Source organism: Bacillus sp. DE0042, assembly GCF_007680225.1.
GTDB classification, from domain to species: Bacteria; Bacillota; Bacilli; order Bacillales; family Bacillaceae_G; genus Bacillus_A; species Bacillus_A wiedmannii.
Map to the genome: position 1 here is coordinate 181,673 of NZ_VEJP01000001.1, position 17,504 is coordinate 199,176.

The window sequence follows — 17,504 nt, forward strand, 5'->3', positions numbered from 1 at the left end:
AACAGCATCCTTCTTCTATCATTCTTATTTAATATGAAATTCACTCAAATTAAAACCTAGCTTCTCCACATAATTCATACCTAGTTCCATTCGAGCAGTCTTCAGCGGGTCCACAACTTGGCATACTTTTAAATTGCCTGCAGCTGATAATAAAAGCGTTGCGTCTGCTTTAGACATTTCTAATTCCTTATGTAAAAATGTCACCATATTACGTACAGCGCGATTCGCTGCATCATCTAACAATTTCTCTGAAGCAATCGTTATAAGTTTTTCTTTTTGGATCGCCATTGGTAGTGGCCATTTCTTTCCTTTTATAATCTGAACAGTTACCGTCACCTCACCAGCAACCTCTACTCCACTAACACCAATTTCACCATCACCCATCGCTGCGTGTAAATCGCCTAATGCTAATAGAGCACCAGGAACATTTACAGGTAATAATAATGTTGTCCCTTCTTTTATCTCTTTACAATCCATATTCCCGCCGTGATCATGCGGTGTGCCACATGAAATGCTCTCTTCTTTCGGCGCAGTACCAATTACACCAATCATTGGATTAATCGGGATTTGCAGTTCATTTGAAAATAAAACATGTTCATTATGTATCGGGACAATTTTCACTGTATTTTCATTTAGCTCTTCACCCATTACACCAAGATTTGCACCTGTAGTTAACACGCCTTGCTCTGCAATTTTAATTTTTTCAATCGTTACGACTAAAATATCACCAGGTTCTGCACCTTTAATATATACAGGTCCAGTCGCCGGATTAATTCGGCTCCAATCTAATTCTTGAAACGGAACATCTTCAGAATCAATTTGATTTTCAAAGCAATCATATGTTTCAAATACAAGACGACTCCCAATTTCTACTTCCATACACGGTTTATTTTCTGGTGACATTGTGTAAATAATATGGCCTTTATGAATTCGATACATTTTATCTCTCCCCATTTATATTAGTCTACAATTACTAATTAGCTTTTTTCACAAAAGCTCCTTTGAAAAATTAATAAATTTACATATAGAAAAGCACCTAGCTTATTTTCATACATACACTCTTTACTATAACAGGTAAAGAAAGGTGGTAGCACTATGCCCCTTATTCCATATAACGAAAGCGATGTTGATTTGCTAGCTCGTTTAATTCGTGCTGAAGCTGAAGGAGAAGGTCGACAAGGTGAACAACTTGTCGGCTGCGTAGTAGTAAATCGTGTATTTTGTGATTGCTTAGATTTTAAACAACTTCAATCTGTACGTGATGCAGTATATCAAAGCCCTGGCGGATTTGAAGCAGTGCAATACGGATATTTTTATCAACGCGCTCGTGAATCAGAAAAAGATATCGCTAGAAAAGTTTTACAAGGTGAATGGCGCTGGCCAGCACGTTGGGCTCTTTGGTATTTCCGTCCAGTTGGTGCTTGTCCACCTGAATGGTATAATCAGCCGTTTGTAGGACAGTTTAAAAGTCATTGTTTTTATGAACCACGTGGTGATGAATGTCCGAAAATGTATTCACGGTAGCAAAATATGAAACGCAAGTACTTAGCTTAGATCTCTGAGTACTTGCGTTTCCTTTATTTTTTAGAAATCTAATAATGTGATGAATTTTTCAATGCCTACTACATGTATTAATAACGGTATACGTGGGCCGCTAGACTGATTTATTATGAGCCTATATATAATAATAAATAATTGTTTTTGATTTTCTTTCATTATTTTTTTATTTTCATGATGACAAATCGAATACAATTGTTCCATTAAGTTAGAGTAATCTTTGTTAGAACGAAGTATGTTGCAAACTTCTACTAGCCACTCTTTCTGTCTTTCATCTAATGTGTTGTAAAACTCTGTATTTCTCTCTAGATTTACCGCAATTAATTTTTCAGATTGAAAGTTTCTTATCCAATACTCTGCACGGTTACATATCGCTATCATAGCATCTAATGCATAACTCCTATCTGTTTTTTCTAATATACCTTGTAAAATAGATGAATCAAAATTTAATAGCGGTAACGTTCCAGCAACCTGATTAAACTTTGGATACTCTTTAAACCCGCTATCAACTTTAGAGAGTTTAATTGCATCAAATAAATCTTCATTTTTGAGCGTTTTATTTTCATAACTATCTTTTAATCGTTCATACTCTGTATAATTGCGAATCACATCTTCATCAAGGCCGATATGAAAAGCTGCGTTTGGTCTATATTTAGCAAACATAAAAAGAATCACTTCGGGCAAATACACTTTTAACAGCTCGCTAGGTGTAATACTATTCCCTGAAGAACTAGACATTTTTTTATGATTCCCTTTAATGCCAATGAAATCATAAGAAACATAATGAGGAGCTTCACGATTGAATATTTCCATCGCAATTTCCTTTGATACATTATAACTACCCGTTTCTGATGAATGATCTCTTCCGCCCGGTTCAAAAATAACATCCTCTATCATCCACCTCATCGGCCAATCGATTTTCCAATTCAATTTCATTTTATTTGTATTTAATACCGATAACTCATTTTGATTTCCGCATTCACATTCATACCGTACTGTTTTTAATACTTCATCAAAATGTGTAATCGTTGTTGCATCTTTCCCGCATCTCTCACAATATAACATAACCGGATAAAAGCGCTCTCGCTCTTCTTCACTACACTCCCCAGTTTTAAATCTCATTAAAATATCATATATTTCTTTTCTTTTATATAAAGCCTCTAATATGTTTTTGTTATACCTTCCGCTTCTATATTCATCATGTTGATAAATAAATTCTACTTCAATTCCAAATGCTTGAAGCGATTTCTCAAACTCTTTTTCAAAATGCTCTGCATAGGAGTTATGACATTCATATGGATCTGGAATATCACAGTATGGCATACCGATATACTTTACAAAAGATGGATCAATATTTTTAGGAACTTTTCTAAACCTATCATAATCATCCCACGAAAATATAAAACGAGTCTTTTTCCCTAAATCTTGAAGTGCTCTTACAACGAAATAAGTCGTTATTATTTCGCGAAAGTTCCCGATATGAACAGAACCAGATGGACTTATTCCAGATGCGCAAACAAAAGTTTCTTTATTTGGATGTTTTCTAATTAATTCATGTGCTACTTCATACGCCCAATGCATATGTTATTCACCTCAATTATTATTTGTTTTCATATTTTCAAATTTATGCAATAAAAAAACTCCCACCCCCAAGATTATTCATCTTGAGGACGAGAGTTGTTAGCTTCGTGGTACCACCTCAGTTTGTTAATACGTCGCCATATTAACCTCTTCAGGTACGGCAAAATATGCTTATACCCTATCTCTATAACGGGAGAATCCGTCGCACCATCCCTAAACAAATTAGTTCCTTGCGCAGCTCCAAGTCTTTTTTCATTAAGATTTATACCGCTCTTTCTCAGCAACCAGAGCTCTCTGTACGTAACCTTTCTTAACTACTCTTCTCTTCCATGCCACTTTATATATTAGTTTTTTTCATATGATAATTTATAATGCTTTTATTGTCAAACTTTTCCGGACATATAAGCTATCTAAATAAATGCTTTATCGCTTCTAATTGAATTTTGTGGCTACACTCATCGCAACAATATGTTCCTTTCGGTTTCTCTTTAAATCGCTTATATTTTTCACTACCTTCGTAAACACGAAATACATTTTTACAAGAAAAGCAAACAATTTCATAAAACATCATATGCATTTTCCTCTCCATGTTTATACATTTTTTTAATCACTTAAGAAAATCAGATTTCTATAGTACAAATCTTAATTTCCTTTGACTAAAAGGTTTACCTTCATTCTTATCGAATTATACAAATATCTTATAAAGCAAGGTGAAAATCTTGATCAGTAATATAGAATTAGTTTTAGATGCTTTAGCAAGTTTTGCTAAAGGGCCTCGTTAGAATGAAAGTATTGGAGTTGAAATACAATGAATCGTATTAATTACATAAGACAAGAAGAAAAGAAATATCATGACCTTTGCTATGAACAATACAAACTATTTGAAACTGGCTCTTGGCTTTACAAACCGGTTAAAACAGTTATGGACTTAATGGAGTACTTTGAAGGACAAAATAACTTACAAGTACTTGATCTAGGCTCTGGCGTTGGAAGAAATAGCATTCCAATTGCACAAATAATAAAAAATAATAGCGGCACTGTTACTTGTGTGGACTTACTGGATTCCGCTTTAACAAAATTACAAATTTATAGTAAAGAACATGACGTTTTTGAAGTTATAAAAACAGAACAAGCAGCAATTGAAAACTACTACATCCAACCTGATATTTTTGATTATATCGTTGCAATATCAAGTTTAGAGCATGTTCAATCAGAAGAAGATTTAAAAAACGTGCTCCATTCTATGAAAAAAGGTACAAAGACTGGTGGTATCAATTGTTTAATTATAAACTCGAACATACAAGAAATTGACTTACATACGAAAGAAGAATTAGATGCTTTAATTGAAATTAACCTTCCAACTGAACATATGATATATCTATTAAAAAACATTTATAAGGAATGGAAAGAAATAAAAATTGAAATAAAAGAATTAGCTTATAATATAGTCCGAAATGACAAACACATTCAATTAAAAACAAATGCCATTACTTTTGTCGTTCAGAAATAATAGTATAATAAAGAAGTGACTCTTTCTCTCAAATTCATTTTTATTGTACAAAATTTGTTACTTTATATATTTATTAATCAAAACACAAAAACCATGCTTCAGTATCATTAGAAACATGGTTTTTATTATTGATCATACTAAATTGCTTAGCTATTTAATGAATTCATTAACTGGAAGAAATGTTCAGGTTCATGTGTCTTATTTAATTCATACCATGAATGGAGTGTATCTGGCGCAAATACATCTAATGTTTTTAGAACTTCCATTGCAAATTCCAAAGGAGCTACTCCAGATGCAGTAATAAGATTTTCACCAGACGCTACAGGTCCCATTTCATATAAATTTTCCCCTTTATATGTAGGGCAAACCATTTTCATATAATCTAAACTATTACTTGTATGCTTTCTAGAATTTAAGTATCCGTAATTTGCAAGGCCTATTGTTGCACCACAAATTGCAGCCACAATAGTACCAATCTTTAAAGCTTCTTCAACTTTTTGCAATATGGGTTTATGTATGTTTTCAGTCCAAGTATTTCCTCCAGGTAAAATCAATAAATCATTACTCTCAAGTACACATTCATCTAGGGAAATATCTGGCTTTACGCTCAAGCCTCCCATTGAAATAACCATTTCTTTATTTATTCCAACTGTAACTACTTTAAAAGGTGCTAAACCCTTTTTAAAATATCTACCTGTATTAAGTTCAGCAATTAAATGTCCGTATTCCCAATCGGACATCGTATGAAATACATATAAATAAGCTTTTCTAGTTTGTATTCAATAACACTCCATTCACAACTTAATCTAATCTAGTCTTTTCTAAAAGATAATCTATTTATTATTTATAATTGCTTGTCGAGCTTTTTCTTTATCATCAAAATAAATAGTCGAATCCTTTAAAATTTGATACGTTTCATGCCCTTTCCCTGCAATCAAAACAATATCATTAGAAGATGCCATGTTTATTGCATGTTTTATAGCCAGTTCACGATCTAATTCTACTTTATAATTCAAATTATTATTCTGTGAAAATCCTTTTTCAATATCTTTCATTATTGCCTGCGGGTCTTCCGAACGTGGATTATCAGAAGTAATATAAACAAAATCACTATAACTTCCAGCAATTTCACCCATTATAGATCGTTTTTTTGCATCTCTATCTCCACCGCAACCGAAAACAGTAATAATTTTACCTTTTGAAAACTCGCTAATTGTAGAGAGGACATTTTCTAACGCATCGGGTGAATGAGCATAGTCCACGATTACAAGGAAATCTTGATTTTCGTCTATGATTTCCATTCTACCTTCAATGCTCTTTACATGAGATAAACTGTCACTAATGTTTGTAAGCGGAATACCTTCAACCAATGTAGCTGTTATTGCTGCTAATGCATTATATACATTAAAGCGGCCTATTAGATTTAGATGGATTTCTATTTCTCCATTAAAGGATGCAACTACAAAACGAATTCCTTTTGGGCTTAAAGTTATGTTCTTCGCTTGAACATCTGCTTTATTATGTATCCCATATGTGATAACCTCAACTGAAGTAATTTTTTTAAAGTATTCTACCGACGGATCGTCTGCATTCAATACAACAAATTTTTTATCTGTAATAGAAAAGTCATTTCCTAATCTGGAAAATAGAAGGCCTTTTACTTGCTTATATTCCTCAAATGTTCCATGGTAATCCAAATGATCTTGCGTTAAATTTGTAAAAACAGCGGTTTTAAAGTTACACCCTTTAACTCTTTCCATATGTAAACCTTGTGAGGTAACTTCCATAATACAATAATCTGTATTATGATTTTTCATCGTTTGCAAATTCCGCTGAAGTATCGGTGGTTCTTGCGTATTAATATCAGTAGGATACCATTTCGAACCAACTTTCACTCCGTTATTCCCCATAAGCCCTGTTTGAAATCCATAATCACTCAAAATCTTTTCAAGTAAATAGGAAGTAGTTGTTTTACCATTTGTTCCTGTAATTCCAATTAGTTTCATTTCATTAGATGAGTACCATAAAAATGCGACGCAATAACTGCCATAGCATACCTAGCATCTTTAACAATTATTTTAGGTATTTCAATATTTACATCTCTTTCTACAATTAACGCCACAGCGCCATTTTTCACTGCATTTTCAACAAATTGATGTCGATCTTCAAGAAAACCATCGATACCTGATACACATATAAATAAATTTCCACTAGTTATTTTTCTAGAATCCATTTCTAATCCCGTAATTTCTACATTCATATCTCCAATGGTTTCTTTAATCAAAAACAAATCCGCCAGCTCTTTTAGTTTCAAATCCCTCGCCCCCTTACAAATTTCCCCTACTTATTTTACCACTTTATATAAAATAATGGTTTAAAATTCCATATTAGTCGGACGAAATTTAATCATCTTCAATAAACAAAAAAATAAAAGAGCACTTGTTTCCGCAAGTGCTCTTTTTGGGGATTTTGAGATACCCTATTAACGAAAGTTAAGGTTACTTAAAGTTAATAGGTATTTCTATTATATGCTTGTCCTTTTTATTTGTGCATAATCAATATATAAGAATTTATATTAACACTAAATAATTTCCTTAATTACTATTTTAGAATAAAGGTTATTCAACTCATTGCAAATAGCCTAAAAAAGATAAGCCAAAACTATTATTAAAATATAAATTTAATATCATACATTACTTGTTCAGCTACAGTATCAGCTAATTGATTAACAAATTGATAAAACAAATACTAAATTTATTTTAAACCTAAAATCGGTAATATTGTGTAATTAATCCTATATCCTTCAAACCCTGATGGCTTCACATCGTATTCCCACTTATGGAAGCATTCTGTTAACATGTATCCTACTTTTCCTTTATTCTCGTCTGTATTATGATTAATATAGCCGCATTGTTGGTGCGAGGTAATGAGATCCCCAGAAATTTTCTCCACATTCTTAAAACGGCTAAGATCAGGCGTCACATCTATCCAACTTTGATTTGTTACTTTATCATAACGAGCTTTTAAACGATAAATAATCCAACCATTTGGTTGTTTGAGTACACTATTCTCTAAAGAGGCCTTACCTGAATAGTAAGTAACTACATCAATCTCAACTTCTTCTTTGTTTTTCATATCTTCCATGAATTGTACAACTTCACTATAATCTGTTTCTTTTAGTTCTTCCTCAAAAACACCAAGTGATACTAAAATTAGTATGAACGCTGTAATTGAAAATAAGGTAATGATTATCTGTTTTCTTGTCATGTAGTTCCCCCTAATTATATTAAACACTACACATGATATGGCTTTGAATATATTCACTCTAGTGGTCTAACGTTTTTCCTCCATTTTAAATTTCACCATAATTAACCACATTATTGTTTCTAGAAATACTAAATGAAAATCATATTTTCAACATGGTTAAACTTCATTTTAAGCAGACAACAGATAAGGTATACCTCGCCCATTACGATATGACTACCTACTAATCTTTTTCTTTTGTACAAGCAATTAATAGCCGAAATTTTCACAAAACATTTTGACGTATTACTTATTCCAATATAAAATTATATGCAAACAATCAAAATTAACCTAAAATATATAAAGGGTATACCATACTAACAGTTAAATGCTTAGATTTGTCCTTTTCCATAATTAACAAGGATAGAGTAACATGAAAATAGAGAACGAGTACCGTTACTAATCACATGCAGGTTCTTTGAAAATTACATTTTCATACTATAAACATAAATAAAAGGGGTACATACGAAATGAACGGTTTAATGGAAAATAATTTAAGAACTTTGTTCCTTCTCTTTGTAAGTATAATTGTACTAGTATTTCAAACTATTATTTTTGTAAGAATAGTAAGAAACTGGTTCAAAACCAAAAATATAGATAAATTAAAAGAAGATAAACAGTATATTAAAAAGCTAACTATAGTATACATAGCAATTATGGTAATAGGCGCTATTACAAACTTACCTTTATTCGGATTTATATTGTTAGGTTTTATGTCTAATACTATTATATTAATGTCTTTAAAGATAGAATTGTCTAATACAAAATCAAGTCAGTTGAAAACTGTGAAGAACTCAAAGCTCATGTTATGGTTTGTAATGAACACTATACACTTAGTGCTTTTCTTTGTTGAGGGGATAAAACTCATTAAACGTATATAAGGCGATACTTTGGGATAACGATACGAGTTCTTACGCATCACTTAATTACATTACATTGACAAATTTATAGAAGGGACTGTATCTTTTAAAAGAAACGGTCCCTTCTATAAATATATATGTATTAAAATTTATATTTTTTTACGGTACAAGGAATAGTTACAATGTACAAATCTATAGCATAGATTGTAACCCAAATACCTTTACCTTCAGCTTCTAACTTTTTATCTAATTGAGACAAATGCTCTGAAACTTTTCTTTTCCCCCATCTTCTAGGAAGCCATTGAAAAACCTTAGGAACATTATATTTCTTATTATACCAAGTATTCAATCTCCAGAAAATGAAAAAAAACAATACAATAATTATGATACGAAAAATATCAAAATATGAAATTCCTAAAATCATATTTTATTTTCTCCATTTCTTCTTTTTCTGACATTAAAACTCCACAAAAAATATCAAACACATTTTGTTTCTCATTTTATCACTGTATTTCCCCATATTTTAAGCGCTATCTAATCTTGTTTCTCTAGACCTATCTCTATTAAGACTTCTAATTCATTCATAATTTCTTGTGTGTTTTATTATTTATACATAATATACAATTAATATATACTAATTTTTTACAGGTCTTTTCTACATTTTATCATTAAGAAATTAATTGAAGGTTTATTTTCTACATTCTTATTTGGTTCATCAATTTCTGAAATCTGTACTAATCCATATTTATTAAAATCTTGCTTTATAGATTCAGAATCGTAGAAGAACATTTTTACACCTTCCATTATCTCATAATAGTCTTTATCCAACTGGTTTCCTTTTCCGTACATGGGAGCTTTTTTAGAAACGGTTGTAAAAATCAAATACCCGCCTGGTTTTAACTGATTATAACAATCCTTAATAAACTTCTCTCTTTCCTGCTCATTCAACAAGTGAAGAAGTGCATGACTAAATATCCCATCATAAAGTTTATTATCAAAAGGCATTTCGTTTACCGAACCGTGATACATACGAACATCTTCTAGTCCGTTTTGTTTTGCTAAATCAATGGCTGTTTTTGAAATTTCAATACCTGTTACATTTATACCATTTTCGATAAACACCTTTGCGTTTCTTCCATATCCAATACCCGGAACTAATATATCTTTAACGCTCTTTTCCAGAAAAAAATCTTTTGTCAAAATTGCAGATTCTGTAGGTTCAAATCCCCACATCGTTTGTTTCTCAATAAAGCTTGATTCCCAAAATTCCATTTTATTTTTATCTCCTTATTCTTATCTCATGTATAGCATCACATGAAAGACCTATTAATTTTAACGCTGCTTTTTTCACCACAGTCACTATAGGTCCATTGAATATAGCATATTAATAAGCCTATATCTATTTTAAAGATTGGTTGAATATGTATTCTAAATATTAACCATTACGTTTGTAGAAAAATAAAAAAGCCAATACTCCGTTGCAGTATTGGCTTTTTTAAAGAGAATTTATCTTTTTATTTTGTGTTGATCTAATATTTTTTCTAAAATTTCTAAAGTTATCGGTTGAGCTTTCTCTATTAATTGATAACCAATACGCCCATTCGGTTCAGCTGTAACTTGTTGTAAACACTTTAAATCATGAATTCCTTTTTCTCTTAATTGCATATATAGTTGTTGTTCCGACATTTTTGCTTTCATCAAATTCTCTTTTACAATTTCTCCATTCTCAACAATTACAATGCTACTGCCATTTAGGAATTGCTCCACCTTCTTTGATTTCAATTCAAAAAAATGAATGATAAGAAGTATGCTTGCAAATATTACAGCTGCAAATATAGATGGGACTACTTTCCTACTTAATACAGGCTCTACAATAATACGTCCAATTGAAACTACTATAATTATTTCAGCTCTCGTCATTTGGCTAACAGAATTACTACCTGTCATTTTTAATGCAATCATTCCAGTAAGAATTAAAATAATACTTTCCCAAATTATATTCATAATTGCCCAATCCTTTAATGGTGAATGTTACTAGCATTCCCATTAAAGTTGTATTTTACATACTTACCAAGTTTTTAAAGCCTTCAGACCATGATGGAAATATAGGGTTCCACCCATACTCTTTACGCGCTTTATTATTTGAAGCTCCTCTTTCCCAACTATTTTTACCAGTTTGAACTTTAGGCATAGGTGCCCCTATCGCTTCTGCATATATTGGTAACCATTCTTTACTAGCTGCCGGAAAATCATCCACAATATTTACGGTTCCCGTCGGCCAATGAAGAGCTAACATAGCTGCTCTAGCGGCATCTTCGACATGTAAAAACGAACTTATCCCGTCTGATGCAATAATTTCATTATTACGAACTTGATCTGCTATTAATCCGTTTTCCGCATACCATGTGCCTGGTCCATATAGCGTACCGTAACGAAGTATAACCGCTTCTGGTAACTCAGAAACAGCTTCTTCTAATTTTAATATGCCATTAATAGTCACTTGCCTAGACATAGGGACAGCAATATCTAGTGAATCTTTTTCTGCCGCAAATGTATCTCCTGGTTCATACACCCATGAAATACTTTGAGCGATTATTCTCTTTACCTCTATATTTTTAGCAGCATCAACAAGGTTACGAGTGCCTTCAATTCTAATTTCGGCATTATCCTCAACATTCCACGTAGACAATGACGTTAATTGATGAATGACTACTTCAGGAGTTGTTTCATTTAATACAGAAAATACAGCATGCCGATTAAATATATCAGCTATTACTGGGATAGCACCAACTTTCTTCATTACCTCTACTTGTGATTCATTACAAATCATTGCATATACCGTATGCCCCTCTTTTATTAACATCGGTAATAAAGAACGTCCTATTACACCCGTAGCACCTGCTACAAATATTTTCATATAAGTTCCTCCTCAATTTATTATCATAAATGTGACGAAATATATATGAAATACGTGACAAATAATTGCTAGATTTATTTGTTATTCATATGAAACGAACACTTTTAAAGGCTTCAACGCCCCTTCACTTAATTCCTTAAAGCATTGTGTAAGTGCAGTGTAATGAATTTCATGTTGAAAAATCTCTTCTATCCATTGCGTCTGTTCTATTTGATTAAAAAACCAATCTGCATGTTTTTGATAATCATATCCGTCACTTGAACCAATGATTTGCAATTCTTTTCGATAAAAGTCGGCGATTAATGTTAAGTCTTCTATATTACCATCAGAAAGAATACATATAGCCCCATTACTTTTAATAACCTTTTGCAATGTGTGAAACCCTCTATTTGTAGCAGAACATTCCAAACCGTAATTATACGTATCTATAAGTTTCTCTTCCGAATCAAAGAGGTTTTTCGCACCAAACTTCTTTGCAAATTCTCTTCTATTTTTATTAGGCTCAACAACATCCACATGCTCAACACCTACATAGTATTTTAAAAAATAACAAGCGAGTAAACCGATAACTCCCATTCCAGTAATGAGTACTTTTTCATCACGTCGCGGGTCTAGCTTCAATACCCCTTTAGCAGCATCACACGAAAGAATAGATAATAAAGCAACTTTAGATTTTATATAACTAGGCACTCGAATTACTTTATCCCCTTTAACTATTCCTACCGTTTCATGCCCATAAAAAGAAACTACTTTATCACCTACGTTTAAATTTGTTACTTTATTACCAACTTGAATAACTTCACCATAACTTTCATATCCAGTTTTTCTTGGATACATAGGATTTGTATCTGTAACATCAGATTCTTTATACTGCGGTAACTCTGCTCCAATACTTATTGCACCTGCAATTGTTTTAATAATAATTTCCTCATCCTGTATAGACTTAATTTTACATGTTTCCCACTTAAGACGTTTTGATCCTACTAAAACTAATTTATTTTGTTCCATTTATAACCCTCACATTATATAAAAATATATTCTCACTAAATTTCAAACAATGTATAATAGATTCATCTAAAATTCAAGCTATAATGTTGGCTAGCAACCAACAGTGATAATATGATAATTGAATTTGATGGATATAGAATAAATGAGTATGTTATTGGCCGTAACTGTTCTCTAAACGAATTAAGAAAAATGTATTTACATGTAAAAAATGAAGAGATATCTAATGAAGATCTTCTAAGCTTATTTTGTGTACAGTACCATTATGAAAAAATTCCAAAATTACTACAAGAAGACATCACGAGCGATGTTGTCATTGATTTAGATACGGACTATATTTATACCCCTAATAGATAACAGTAAACTAGATTGAATGAATAGAAATTACGATTCAGCTAAGAGTTTAATAAAATAAGTAATTGTCCAAATTACTGTCGCAAATTGAGTGACAAAATACATTGTCCATTCAAAACCAGTCAATTTTCTCTCTCGTCTTACCTTTTTTAAATATCTGTAAAATATAAATGTACTTAAAAACATTAGTAACAACGATAATTGCTGTAAATCATCGACTATACGTACCCCCATAGACTCGATCACCCTCCTATTCAAAATAAATGCTATACTTTAAGGATATCATCTATTGGTAATTTATTTCCATTTAAAACAATTATATCCTAAACAAAAAGAGCACTCAGCAATTGAGTGCTCTAAAAAGTATTAACGTAACACTTTTCTTTTACTTTTTATAACTCAGTTCTATCACTTCCGGTATATGATTACTATCATATTTCCTTGTATAGGGGGAACGTCACATGCCCATCAACTTAAGAATTCCGAATTACCCCAAAACAAAAAAATGAGCTTTTTTGCTACAAGTTAGCACAAAATTTCGTTCTGGGGGTATTTACTTTTCTTAGCTTGATAGCGATGTGGTAGGTCCCTATATTTGACTCTTTTTCTACACCTAGATATTCTAGAGTTCGTTCTAACATAAGTGCAGCCTGTTGACGTGTGAGTGTGCCATATGGCGTGAACTTAGTAGCTGAAACACCTCGGATAATTCCTGTATCGTATAGGGCTTGTACATCATAATACCGGCTGCGAACGTATTTACATCAAGAAGATTAATGGAGCAAATGATGATTGCCCTGAATTGGTATGATAGCTGTTTTTGCAGAGTTTGAGCGTGATATTATTCGTTGAAATTCTCTTCTTAAAGATAATATGTAAATACAAACAAAACCAGCAAAACACCGTTCCTATGTCGTACTGGTTTTGTTGAAGTCCATCTTGAATTGTAGCTAGTTCAACGTAATTGCAAATTCTGAGTTCGGTGCCCCAGCAATTACAACCGTTCCATTCTTCGGCAGTTTTACTTTGTTATTGCCGCTCACGATGGTAAAGTTGACGCATACTCCATTCTCATCATACACCGCGAACGCACCCTTTGATGGCAATGTCACGGTCATCCTTTTTCCTGCTGCCGCTTGCGGGATCGTAAACCATTTAGCATGCCCATTTGCTTGCAGCGTAACTTTGGATGATTGGCCAGCATCAAGTGGTTTTACGTTGGTTCCACTTACGTATAACAACCCGGCCATTTCCATATATTCATTGCCGCCTTCTGTATAGAAATGCGTTTCCGTCGTATCACGGCCATTCATCACGGGGATTTGGAGCTGATGCGTCGCGGTGTTCGGACCTGTAATTTTTCTGCCCTCCCAATAGCCCGCCAGGCCTTCCTTACGAGTAATTTGTGTGGTAATAAGTTTCGGTTGTACGAGATATTCAATAGAACTAAATTTCTCATTCACAAGATAGAACTTAACACCTTCCCGCTTCGCCCATGCGGCAGCGGTTTTCTTCGATAGCACATTGTCTTCTAGTTTCTCGGCTAAATAGTGAGTCATCACACCTTGCCCTAAGTCTGGTGTCGATTTATATGTGCTCTCCCTCAAATAAGTTCTTCCATTCTTCTCGGTGACAAAGTTGAGCTTAGAAGTACCCTTCTCATTAATAAAGCTTCCATCCGCAGTATATACATATTTTTCTTCTTGATTAGATGGTAAGAACAGTTCTCCATTCTTCGTAATTTCAATTTTGAAATGAGTTTCGCTATTGCCATAAAATCCCGCTTTCTTTGCCACGTCTTGAGGCATCTTGACCTTAACCGGCTTGCCAAAAGATTTGTTAGGCTTGATGTTCTTAATTGTACCCTTCTCTTTAAGCGCGGCGAGCAGCAATTCCGTTGCCAGCAGTTGATTTGTAGAGCTTCGTCCACCGGATGACAACACAGCCGCTGCCATTTTCTGTTCCGGAAGCACGACCAGTATAGCATGTTGCAGTGCCGTGTCGCCGCCCTTAGCCAAGCCTTTTATCCCATATTCACTGAATGGGTATAGTTTCACACTATCCCAGCCAAGACCATAGTTAAAAATATTATCTCCATCCCCCGGCCACATTCCTTTTTTATATTCCTCTTGCTCCATCGCCTTGACTACCTTATCAGAGAGGATCCCTTTTCCCTGTCCTATAAATAATTGTGAGAATCGTACCATATCTTCTGCCGTGGAAGAGACCCCTCCCGTACCAATCACATTCACAGATTCAATTGGAAGCTGCCCTTGGTACGCCGGAAAATAAAGTCCAGCCCGCTTTTCGTCCCTCCATTTGTCCTGCGGCGTTTTTGTATGATTCATCTTTAAGGGTTCTGTAAACCGTTGATGTAGAAATTTGGTAAAGCTCATACCGCTGACTCTTTCCACCAAAATTTCGGCCAGCGTAAAGCCATCGTTGCAGTATACCGAGAACGCGCCAGGGTCTGCTTTCAGGCTCTGGTTGGACAATTGCTGCAACAAGAAATCATGGGAATAGGTATCATTATCGTTAAATAAAAATGCATTACTTAACGTTGAACCTTGCAAGCCGGAGGAGTGATTCAACAACATACGCGGGGTAATGCGTTTGTACCGCACATCTTTCATATTAAAATCAGGAACATAGTTGACCACAGGAGCATCCAAATCGACTTTTCCTTCGTCGACCAATTTCATTACAGCCGCTGTTGCATACATTTTACTGACTGAACCAATCCCGTATAGAGTATCTTTGGTTAGTGGCTGTTCCCCTTCCATATCGTTCTTTCCAGCCTGCCCCGACAAAGTAAGCTTGCCATTATCAATTAGCGCATACTGCACGCTAGTCGTCCCATGGGACTTCGTGAGTAGCGCAGCCTTCTCTGCTGCAATCTTCTTCAACTCTTGGCTAGCTACTTCTGCGTTAGATACAACTGTAGTCTTACTGTCAGAAAATGCTTTCGCCCCTGTTGGTAGAATCATAGTTAGCGCTAATGTAACGGCTAATACACCAGTTAGTTTATTTTTCATGAGGGAATTGCCTCCTTAGATAAGTGATCAATTTCATCATTTATTTGTTTAACTATGAAAATATGATAAAATTTATCTGTTCTTCCTTTTGGCCTACTTGCTAAATTCAGCAAGTAAAATATTTTTAAAAGGATCAGGACTATCAGCATTAAGGCTGTTCAAATTGACAGCTAATGTATGCTTGCCTCCAAGTGTGCCTCCAGCAAAAGTAACAAACCCTGGAATGCTACCTCCGTGTCCCCATATTGAGACACCGTTTGGAAGCTTAGTTTCATAGATTCCAAGACCATATCTGCCAAGTTCAGCTTCTCCTGTTGGAACTGTAGTAAGCATTTGTTTTAGTTGCTGTTCTTTTAGTAATTTACCCCCTAGTAAGTAAGAGAAGAATTTGTTTAAATCATCAGCAGTAGAAATCATACCTCCAGCCGAGCTCCCCATACTTGGGTTATAATAAGTAACATCTTTTGGCTCACTTGCTCCGTCTAGTTGGATATATCCACGGGCATGCTTGGTTCCTGGAATCACGCTTGAATTGCCAGGTAAGAATGTATTCGATAATTCAAGCGGTTCAATAATCCGATTTTCAATCTCTTCCGCATAGCTGTTCCCAGTTACTGTTTCAATAAGGATCCCTAGTAATACGTATCCTGTATTTGAATAAGACCAGCTCTTTCCTGGAGCAAAATTTGGGGGCATCGAAATCCCCATCTTTACTAATTCTTCAGCCCTATACGATTTTTTAGTATCCATAAGATTAAAACTTTTTGACCTTGTGTATTCAGCGATACCACTTGTGTGGTTCAATAATTGCCGGATAGTAATCTGTTTATCATCATACCCGTTTCCTTGAATGACACCAGGCAACCATTTTTTAATAGAGTCGTCTAGATTCAAGCGGTTCTCTTCGGCTAATTGAAGTACAACTGTTGCCGTGAACGTCTTCGTCACGCTACCAATGCGAAAGCGAAAATCTGTTTTCATTGGTTTCTTGCTGCTCATATTCGCTACCCCAGCGGCATAACTCCATGTTTTTCCACCCTCAGAAGTTTTAGCAAGTATCCCCGGGAATCCAAGTTGCAATGTATTCCGCACTGCTTGCTTGACAGAATTACGATCTCGTTGAGTACTTGTTTGTACCGAACTAGATACACTTTGAGTAGGTTCTGCTTTTACAATTAAGGTCGGCGTTGTGTATAACAGAGAACTTCCAGCTATTAAAAGGGCCAGACTTGCACATGTAATTTGACTACGTGTTTTCATAGGGCATTCCTCTCCTCTATTCATATTGTATAGGTGGTTTCTTGCTATTTCGTATTAACCACACAGCTACCATCTCCACCAATGAAAAAAGGTCAACATTGAATTCGTAATCATCTTCATAT

17 protein-coding genes, 2 pseudogenes and 1 other annotated feature are annotated in these 17,504 nt (G+C 34.1%); of the genes and pseudogenes, 4 read left to right on the forward strand and 15 right to left on the reverse strand.

The genetic code is table 11. The features are described from left to right. Positions 1-24: 24 nt before the first annotated feature. Positions 25-939, reverse strand: a complete 915-nt coding sequence (locus tag FS802_RS00960; RefSeq protein ID WP_078183863.1) for an acetamidase/formamidase family protein — start codon at positions 937-939, stop codon at positions 25-27. Between the two features lie 156 nt (positions 940-1,095). On the opposite strand from FS802_RS00960, the gene FS802_RS00965 reads away from it, so the two are divergent. Beyond that, positions 1,096-1,524, forward strand: a complete 429-nt coding sequence (locus FS802_RS00965; protein ID WP_144524802.1) for a cell wall hydrolase — start codon at positions 1,096-1,098, stop codon at positions 1,522-1,524. A 60-nt stretch (positions 1,525-1,584) separates the two neighbouring features. On the opposite strand, the gene lysS is transcribed toward FS802_RS00965, so the two are convergent. Then, positions 1,585-3,138, reverse strand: coding sequence for a lysine--tRNA ligase (lysS, locus tag FS802_RS00970; protein WP_144524804.1), 1,554 nt, complete (start codon positions 3,136-3,138; stop codon positions 1,585-1,587). A gap of 82 nt (positions 3,139-3,220) precedes the next feature. Next, positions 3,221-3,477 (reverse strand) — a binding site (T-box leader). 67 nt (positions 3,478-3,544) lie between these two features. Then, positions 3,545-3,715, reverse strand: coding sequence for a DUF2197 domain-containing protein (locus FS802_RS00980; protein WP_000551050.1), 171 nt, complete (start codon positions 3,713-3,715; stop codon positions 3,545-3,547). A gap of 231 nt (positions 3,716-3,946) precedes the next feature. Here FS802_RS00980 and FS802_RS00985 point away from each other — a divergent pair, with 231 nt between their 5' ends. Further along, positions 3,947-4,648: a class I SAM-dependent methyltransferase gene (locus FS802_RS00985; RefSeq protein ID WP_144524807.1), complete on the forward strand. Its 702-nt coding sequence runs from the start codon at positions 3,947-3,949 to the stop codon at positions 4,646-4,648. 146 nt (positions 4,649-4,794) lie between these two features. On the opposite strand, the gene FS802_RS00990 is transcribed toward FS802_RS00985, so the two are convergent. The 3 genes and pseudogenes from FS802_RS00990 to FS802_RS01000 all read right to left on the reverse strand — a co-directional run bounded on the left by FS802_RS00990 (position 4,795) and on the right by FS802_RS01000 (position 7,915). After that, a complete protein-coding gene (locus FS802_RS00990; RefSeq protein ID WP_001194782.1) occupies positions 4,795-5,427 on the reverse strand; it encodes a type 1 glutamine amidotransferase family protein in 633 nt (210 codons plus the stop codon). 54 nt (positions 5,428-5,481) lie between these two features. Beyond that, positions 5,482-6,962 (reverse strand): annotated as a pseudogene (locus tag FS802_RS00995) (UDP-N-acetylmuramoyl-L-alanyl-D-glutamate--2,6-diaminopimelate ligase). Between the two features lie 440 nt (positions 6,963-7,402). Beyond that, positions 7,403-7,915 (reverse strand): hypothetical protein, encoded by a 513-nt coding sequence (locus FS802_RS01000; protein WP_144524809.1) that lies wholly within the window; start codon positions 7,913-7,915, stop codon positions 7,403-7,405. Positions 7,916-8,421: 506 nt separating this feature from the next. Between FS802_RS01000 and FS802_RS01005 the strand changes: the two genes are divergently transcribed. Further along, positions 8,422-8,832: a hypothetical protein gene (locus tag FS802_RS01005; RefSeq protein WP_001013790.1), complete on the forward strand. Its 411-nt coding sequence runs from the start codon at positions 8,422-8,424 to the stop codon at positions 8,830-8,832. 121 nt (positions 8,833-8,953) lie between these two features. Here the strand turns inward: FS802_RS01005 and FS802_RS01010 are convergent, their stop codons facing one another. The 5 genes from FS802_RS01010 to FS802_RS01030 form a co-directional block, all read right to left on the reverse strand. Beyond that, positions 8,954-9,235 carry a hypothetical protein gene (locus tag FS802_RS01010; RefSeq protein ID WP_000600376.1) on the reverse strand — a complete coding sequence of 94 codons (282 nt, stop codon included), beginning with the start codon at positions 9,233-9,235 and terminating at the stop codon, positions 8,954-8,956. A 218-nt stretch (positions 9,236-9,453) separates the two neighbouring features. Beyond that, positions 9,454-10,083, reverse strand: a complete 630-nt coding sequence (locus FS802_RS01015; RefSeq protein ID WP_000397613.1) for a class I SAM-dependent methyltransferase — start codon at positions 10,081-10,083, stop codon at positions 9,454-9,456. A gap of 234 nt (positions 10,084-10,317) precedes the next feature. Next, the gene (locus tag FS802_RS01020) at positions 10,318-10,815 is read right to left on the reverse strand and encodes a DUF421 domain-containing protein (RefSeq protein ID WP_001021693.1); all 498 of its coding nucleotides are present in this window, start codon (positions 10,813-10,815) and stop codon (positions 10,318-10,320) included. Positions 10,816-10,870: 55 nt separating this feature from the next. After that, a complete protein-coding gene (locus FS802_RS01025) occupies positions 10,871-11,728 on the reverse strand; it encodes an NAD-dependent epimerase/dehydratase family protein (RefSeq protein ID WP_144524811.1) in 858 nt (285 codons plus the stop codon). Positions 11,729-11,809: 81 nt separating this feature from the next. After that, positions 11,810-12,736 carry a zinc-dependent alcohol dehydrogenase gene (locus FS802_RS01030; RefSeq protein ID WP_098654039.1) on the reverse strand — a complete coding sequence of 309 codons (927 nt, stop codon included), beginning with the start codon at positions 12,734-12,736 and terminating at the stop codon, positions 11,810-11,812. A gap of 111 nt (positions 12,737-12,847) precedes the next feature. Here FS802_RS01030 and FS802_RS01035 point away from each other — a divergent pair, with 111 nt between their 5' ends. After that, positions 12,848-13,090: a hypothetical protein gene (locus FS802_RS01035; protein ID WP_144524813.1), complete on the forward strand. Its 243-nt coding sequence runs from the start codon at positions 12,848-12,850 to the stop codon at positions 13,088-13,090. Positions 13,091-13,117: 27 nt separating this feature from the next. Here FS802_RS01035 and FS802_RS01040 read toward each other — a convergent pair whose 3' ends face one another. The 4 genes and pseudogenes from FS802_RS01040 to FS802_RS01055 all read right to left on the reverse strand — a co-directional run bounded on the left by FS802_RS01040 (position 13,118) and on the right by FS802_RS01055 (position 17,382). Next, on the reverse strand, positions 13,118-13,321 hold the full coding sequence (locus FS802_RS01040) for a hypothetical protein (RefSeq protein ID WP_000538967.1): 204 nt from the start codon (positions 13,319-13,321) through the stop codon (positions 13,118-13,120). Positions 13,322-13,605: 284 nt separating this feature from the next. Further along, positions 13,606-13,815 (reverse strand): annotated as a pseudogene (locus tag FS802_RS31915) (S-layer homology domain-containing protein); the annotation flags it as partial. A gap of 222 nt (positions 13,816-14,037) precedes the next feature. After that, a complete protein-coding gene (locus FS802_RS01050) occupies positions 14,038-16,122 on the reverse strand; it encodes a serine hydrolase domain-containing protein (protein WP_000791786.1) in 2,085 nt (694 codons plus the stop codon). 93 nt (positions 16,123-16,215) lie between these two features. After that, complete coding sequence (locus FS802_RS01055) at positions 16,216-17,382, reverse strand: serine hydrolase domain-containing protein (RefSeq protein WP_144524815.1); 1,167 nt, start codon at positions 17,380-17,382, stop codon at positions 16,216-16,218. Positions 17,383-17,504 lie beyond the last annotated feature (122 nt).

Coding starts and splice junctions, on each gene's coding strand:
- FS802_RS01015 (WP_000397613.1), bottom strand. CDS start 10,083: ATGGAATTTTGGGAATCAAGCTTTATTGAGAAACAAACGATGTGGGGA.
- FS802_RS01040 (WP_000538967.1), bottom strand. CDS start 13,321: ATGGGGGTACGTATAGTCGATGATTTACAGCAATTATCGTTGTTACTA.
- FS802_RS00980 (WP_000551050.1), bottom strand. CDS start 3,715: ATGCATATGATGTTTTATGAAATTGTTTGCTTTTCTTGTAAAAATGTA.
- FS802_RS01000 (WP_144524809.1), bottom strand. CDS start 7,915: ATGACAAGAAAACAGATAATCATTACCTTATTTTCAATTACAGCGTTC.
- FS802_RS01010 (WP_000600376.1), bottom strand. CDS start 9,235: ATGATTTTAGGAATTTCATATTTTGATATTTTTCGTATCATAATTATT.
- FS802_RS01020 (WP_001021693.1), bottom strand. CDS start 10,815: ATGAATATAATTTGGGAAAGTATTATTTTAATTCTTACTGGAATGATT.
- FS802_RS01025 (WP_144524811.1), bottom strand. CDS start 11,728: ATGAAAATATTTGTAGCAGGTGCTACGGGTGTAATAGGACGTTCTTTA.
- FS802_RS01055 (WP_144524815.1), bottom strand. CDS start 17,382: ATGAAAACACGTAGTCAAATTACATGTGCAAGTCTGGCCCTTTTAATA.
- FS802_RS00965 (WP_144524802.1), top strand. CDS start 1,096: ATGCCCCTTATTCCATATAACGAAAGCGATGTTGATTTGCTAGCTCGT.
- lysS (WP_144524804.1), bottom strand. CDS start 3,138: ATGCATTGGGCGTATGAAGTAGCACATGAATTAATTAGAAAACATCCA.
- FS802_RS01005 (WP_001013790.1), top strand. CDS start 8,422: ATGAACGGTTTAATGGAAAATAATTTAAGAACTTTGTTCCTTCTCTTT.
- FS802_RS01035 (WP_144524813.1), top strand. CDS start 12,848: ATGATAATTGAATTTGATGGATATAGAATAAATGAGTATGTTATTGGC.
- FS802_RS00960 (WP_078183863.1), bottom strand. CDS start 939: ATGTATCGAATTCATAAAGGCCATATTATTTACACAATGTCACCAGAA.
- FS802_RS01030 (WP_098654039.1), bottom strand. CDS start 12,736: ATGGAACAAAATAAATTAGTTTTAGTAGGATCAAAACGTCTTAAGTGG.
- FS802_RS00985 (WP_144524807.1), top strand. CDS start 3,947: ATGAATCGTATTAATTACATAAGACAAGAAGAAAAGAAATATCATGAC.
- FS802_RS01050 (WP_000791786.1), bottom strand. CDS start 16,122: ATGAAAAATAAACTAACTGGTGTATTAGCCGTTACATTAGCGCTAACT.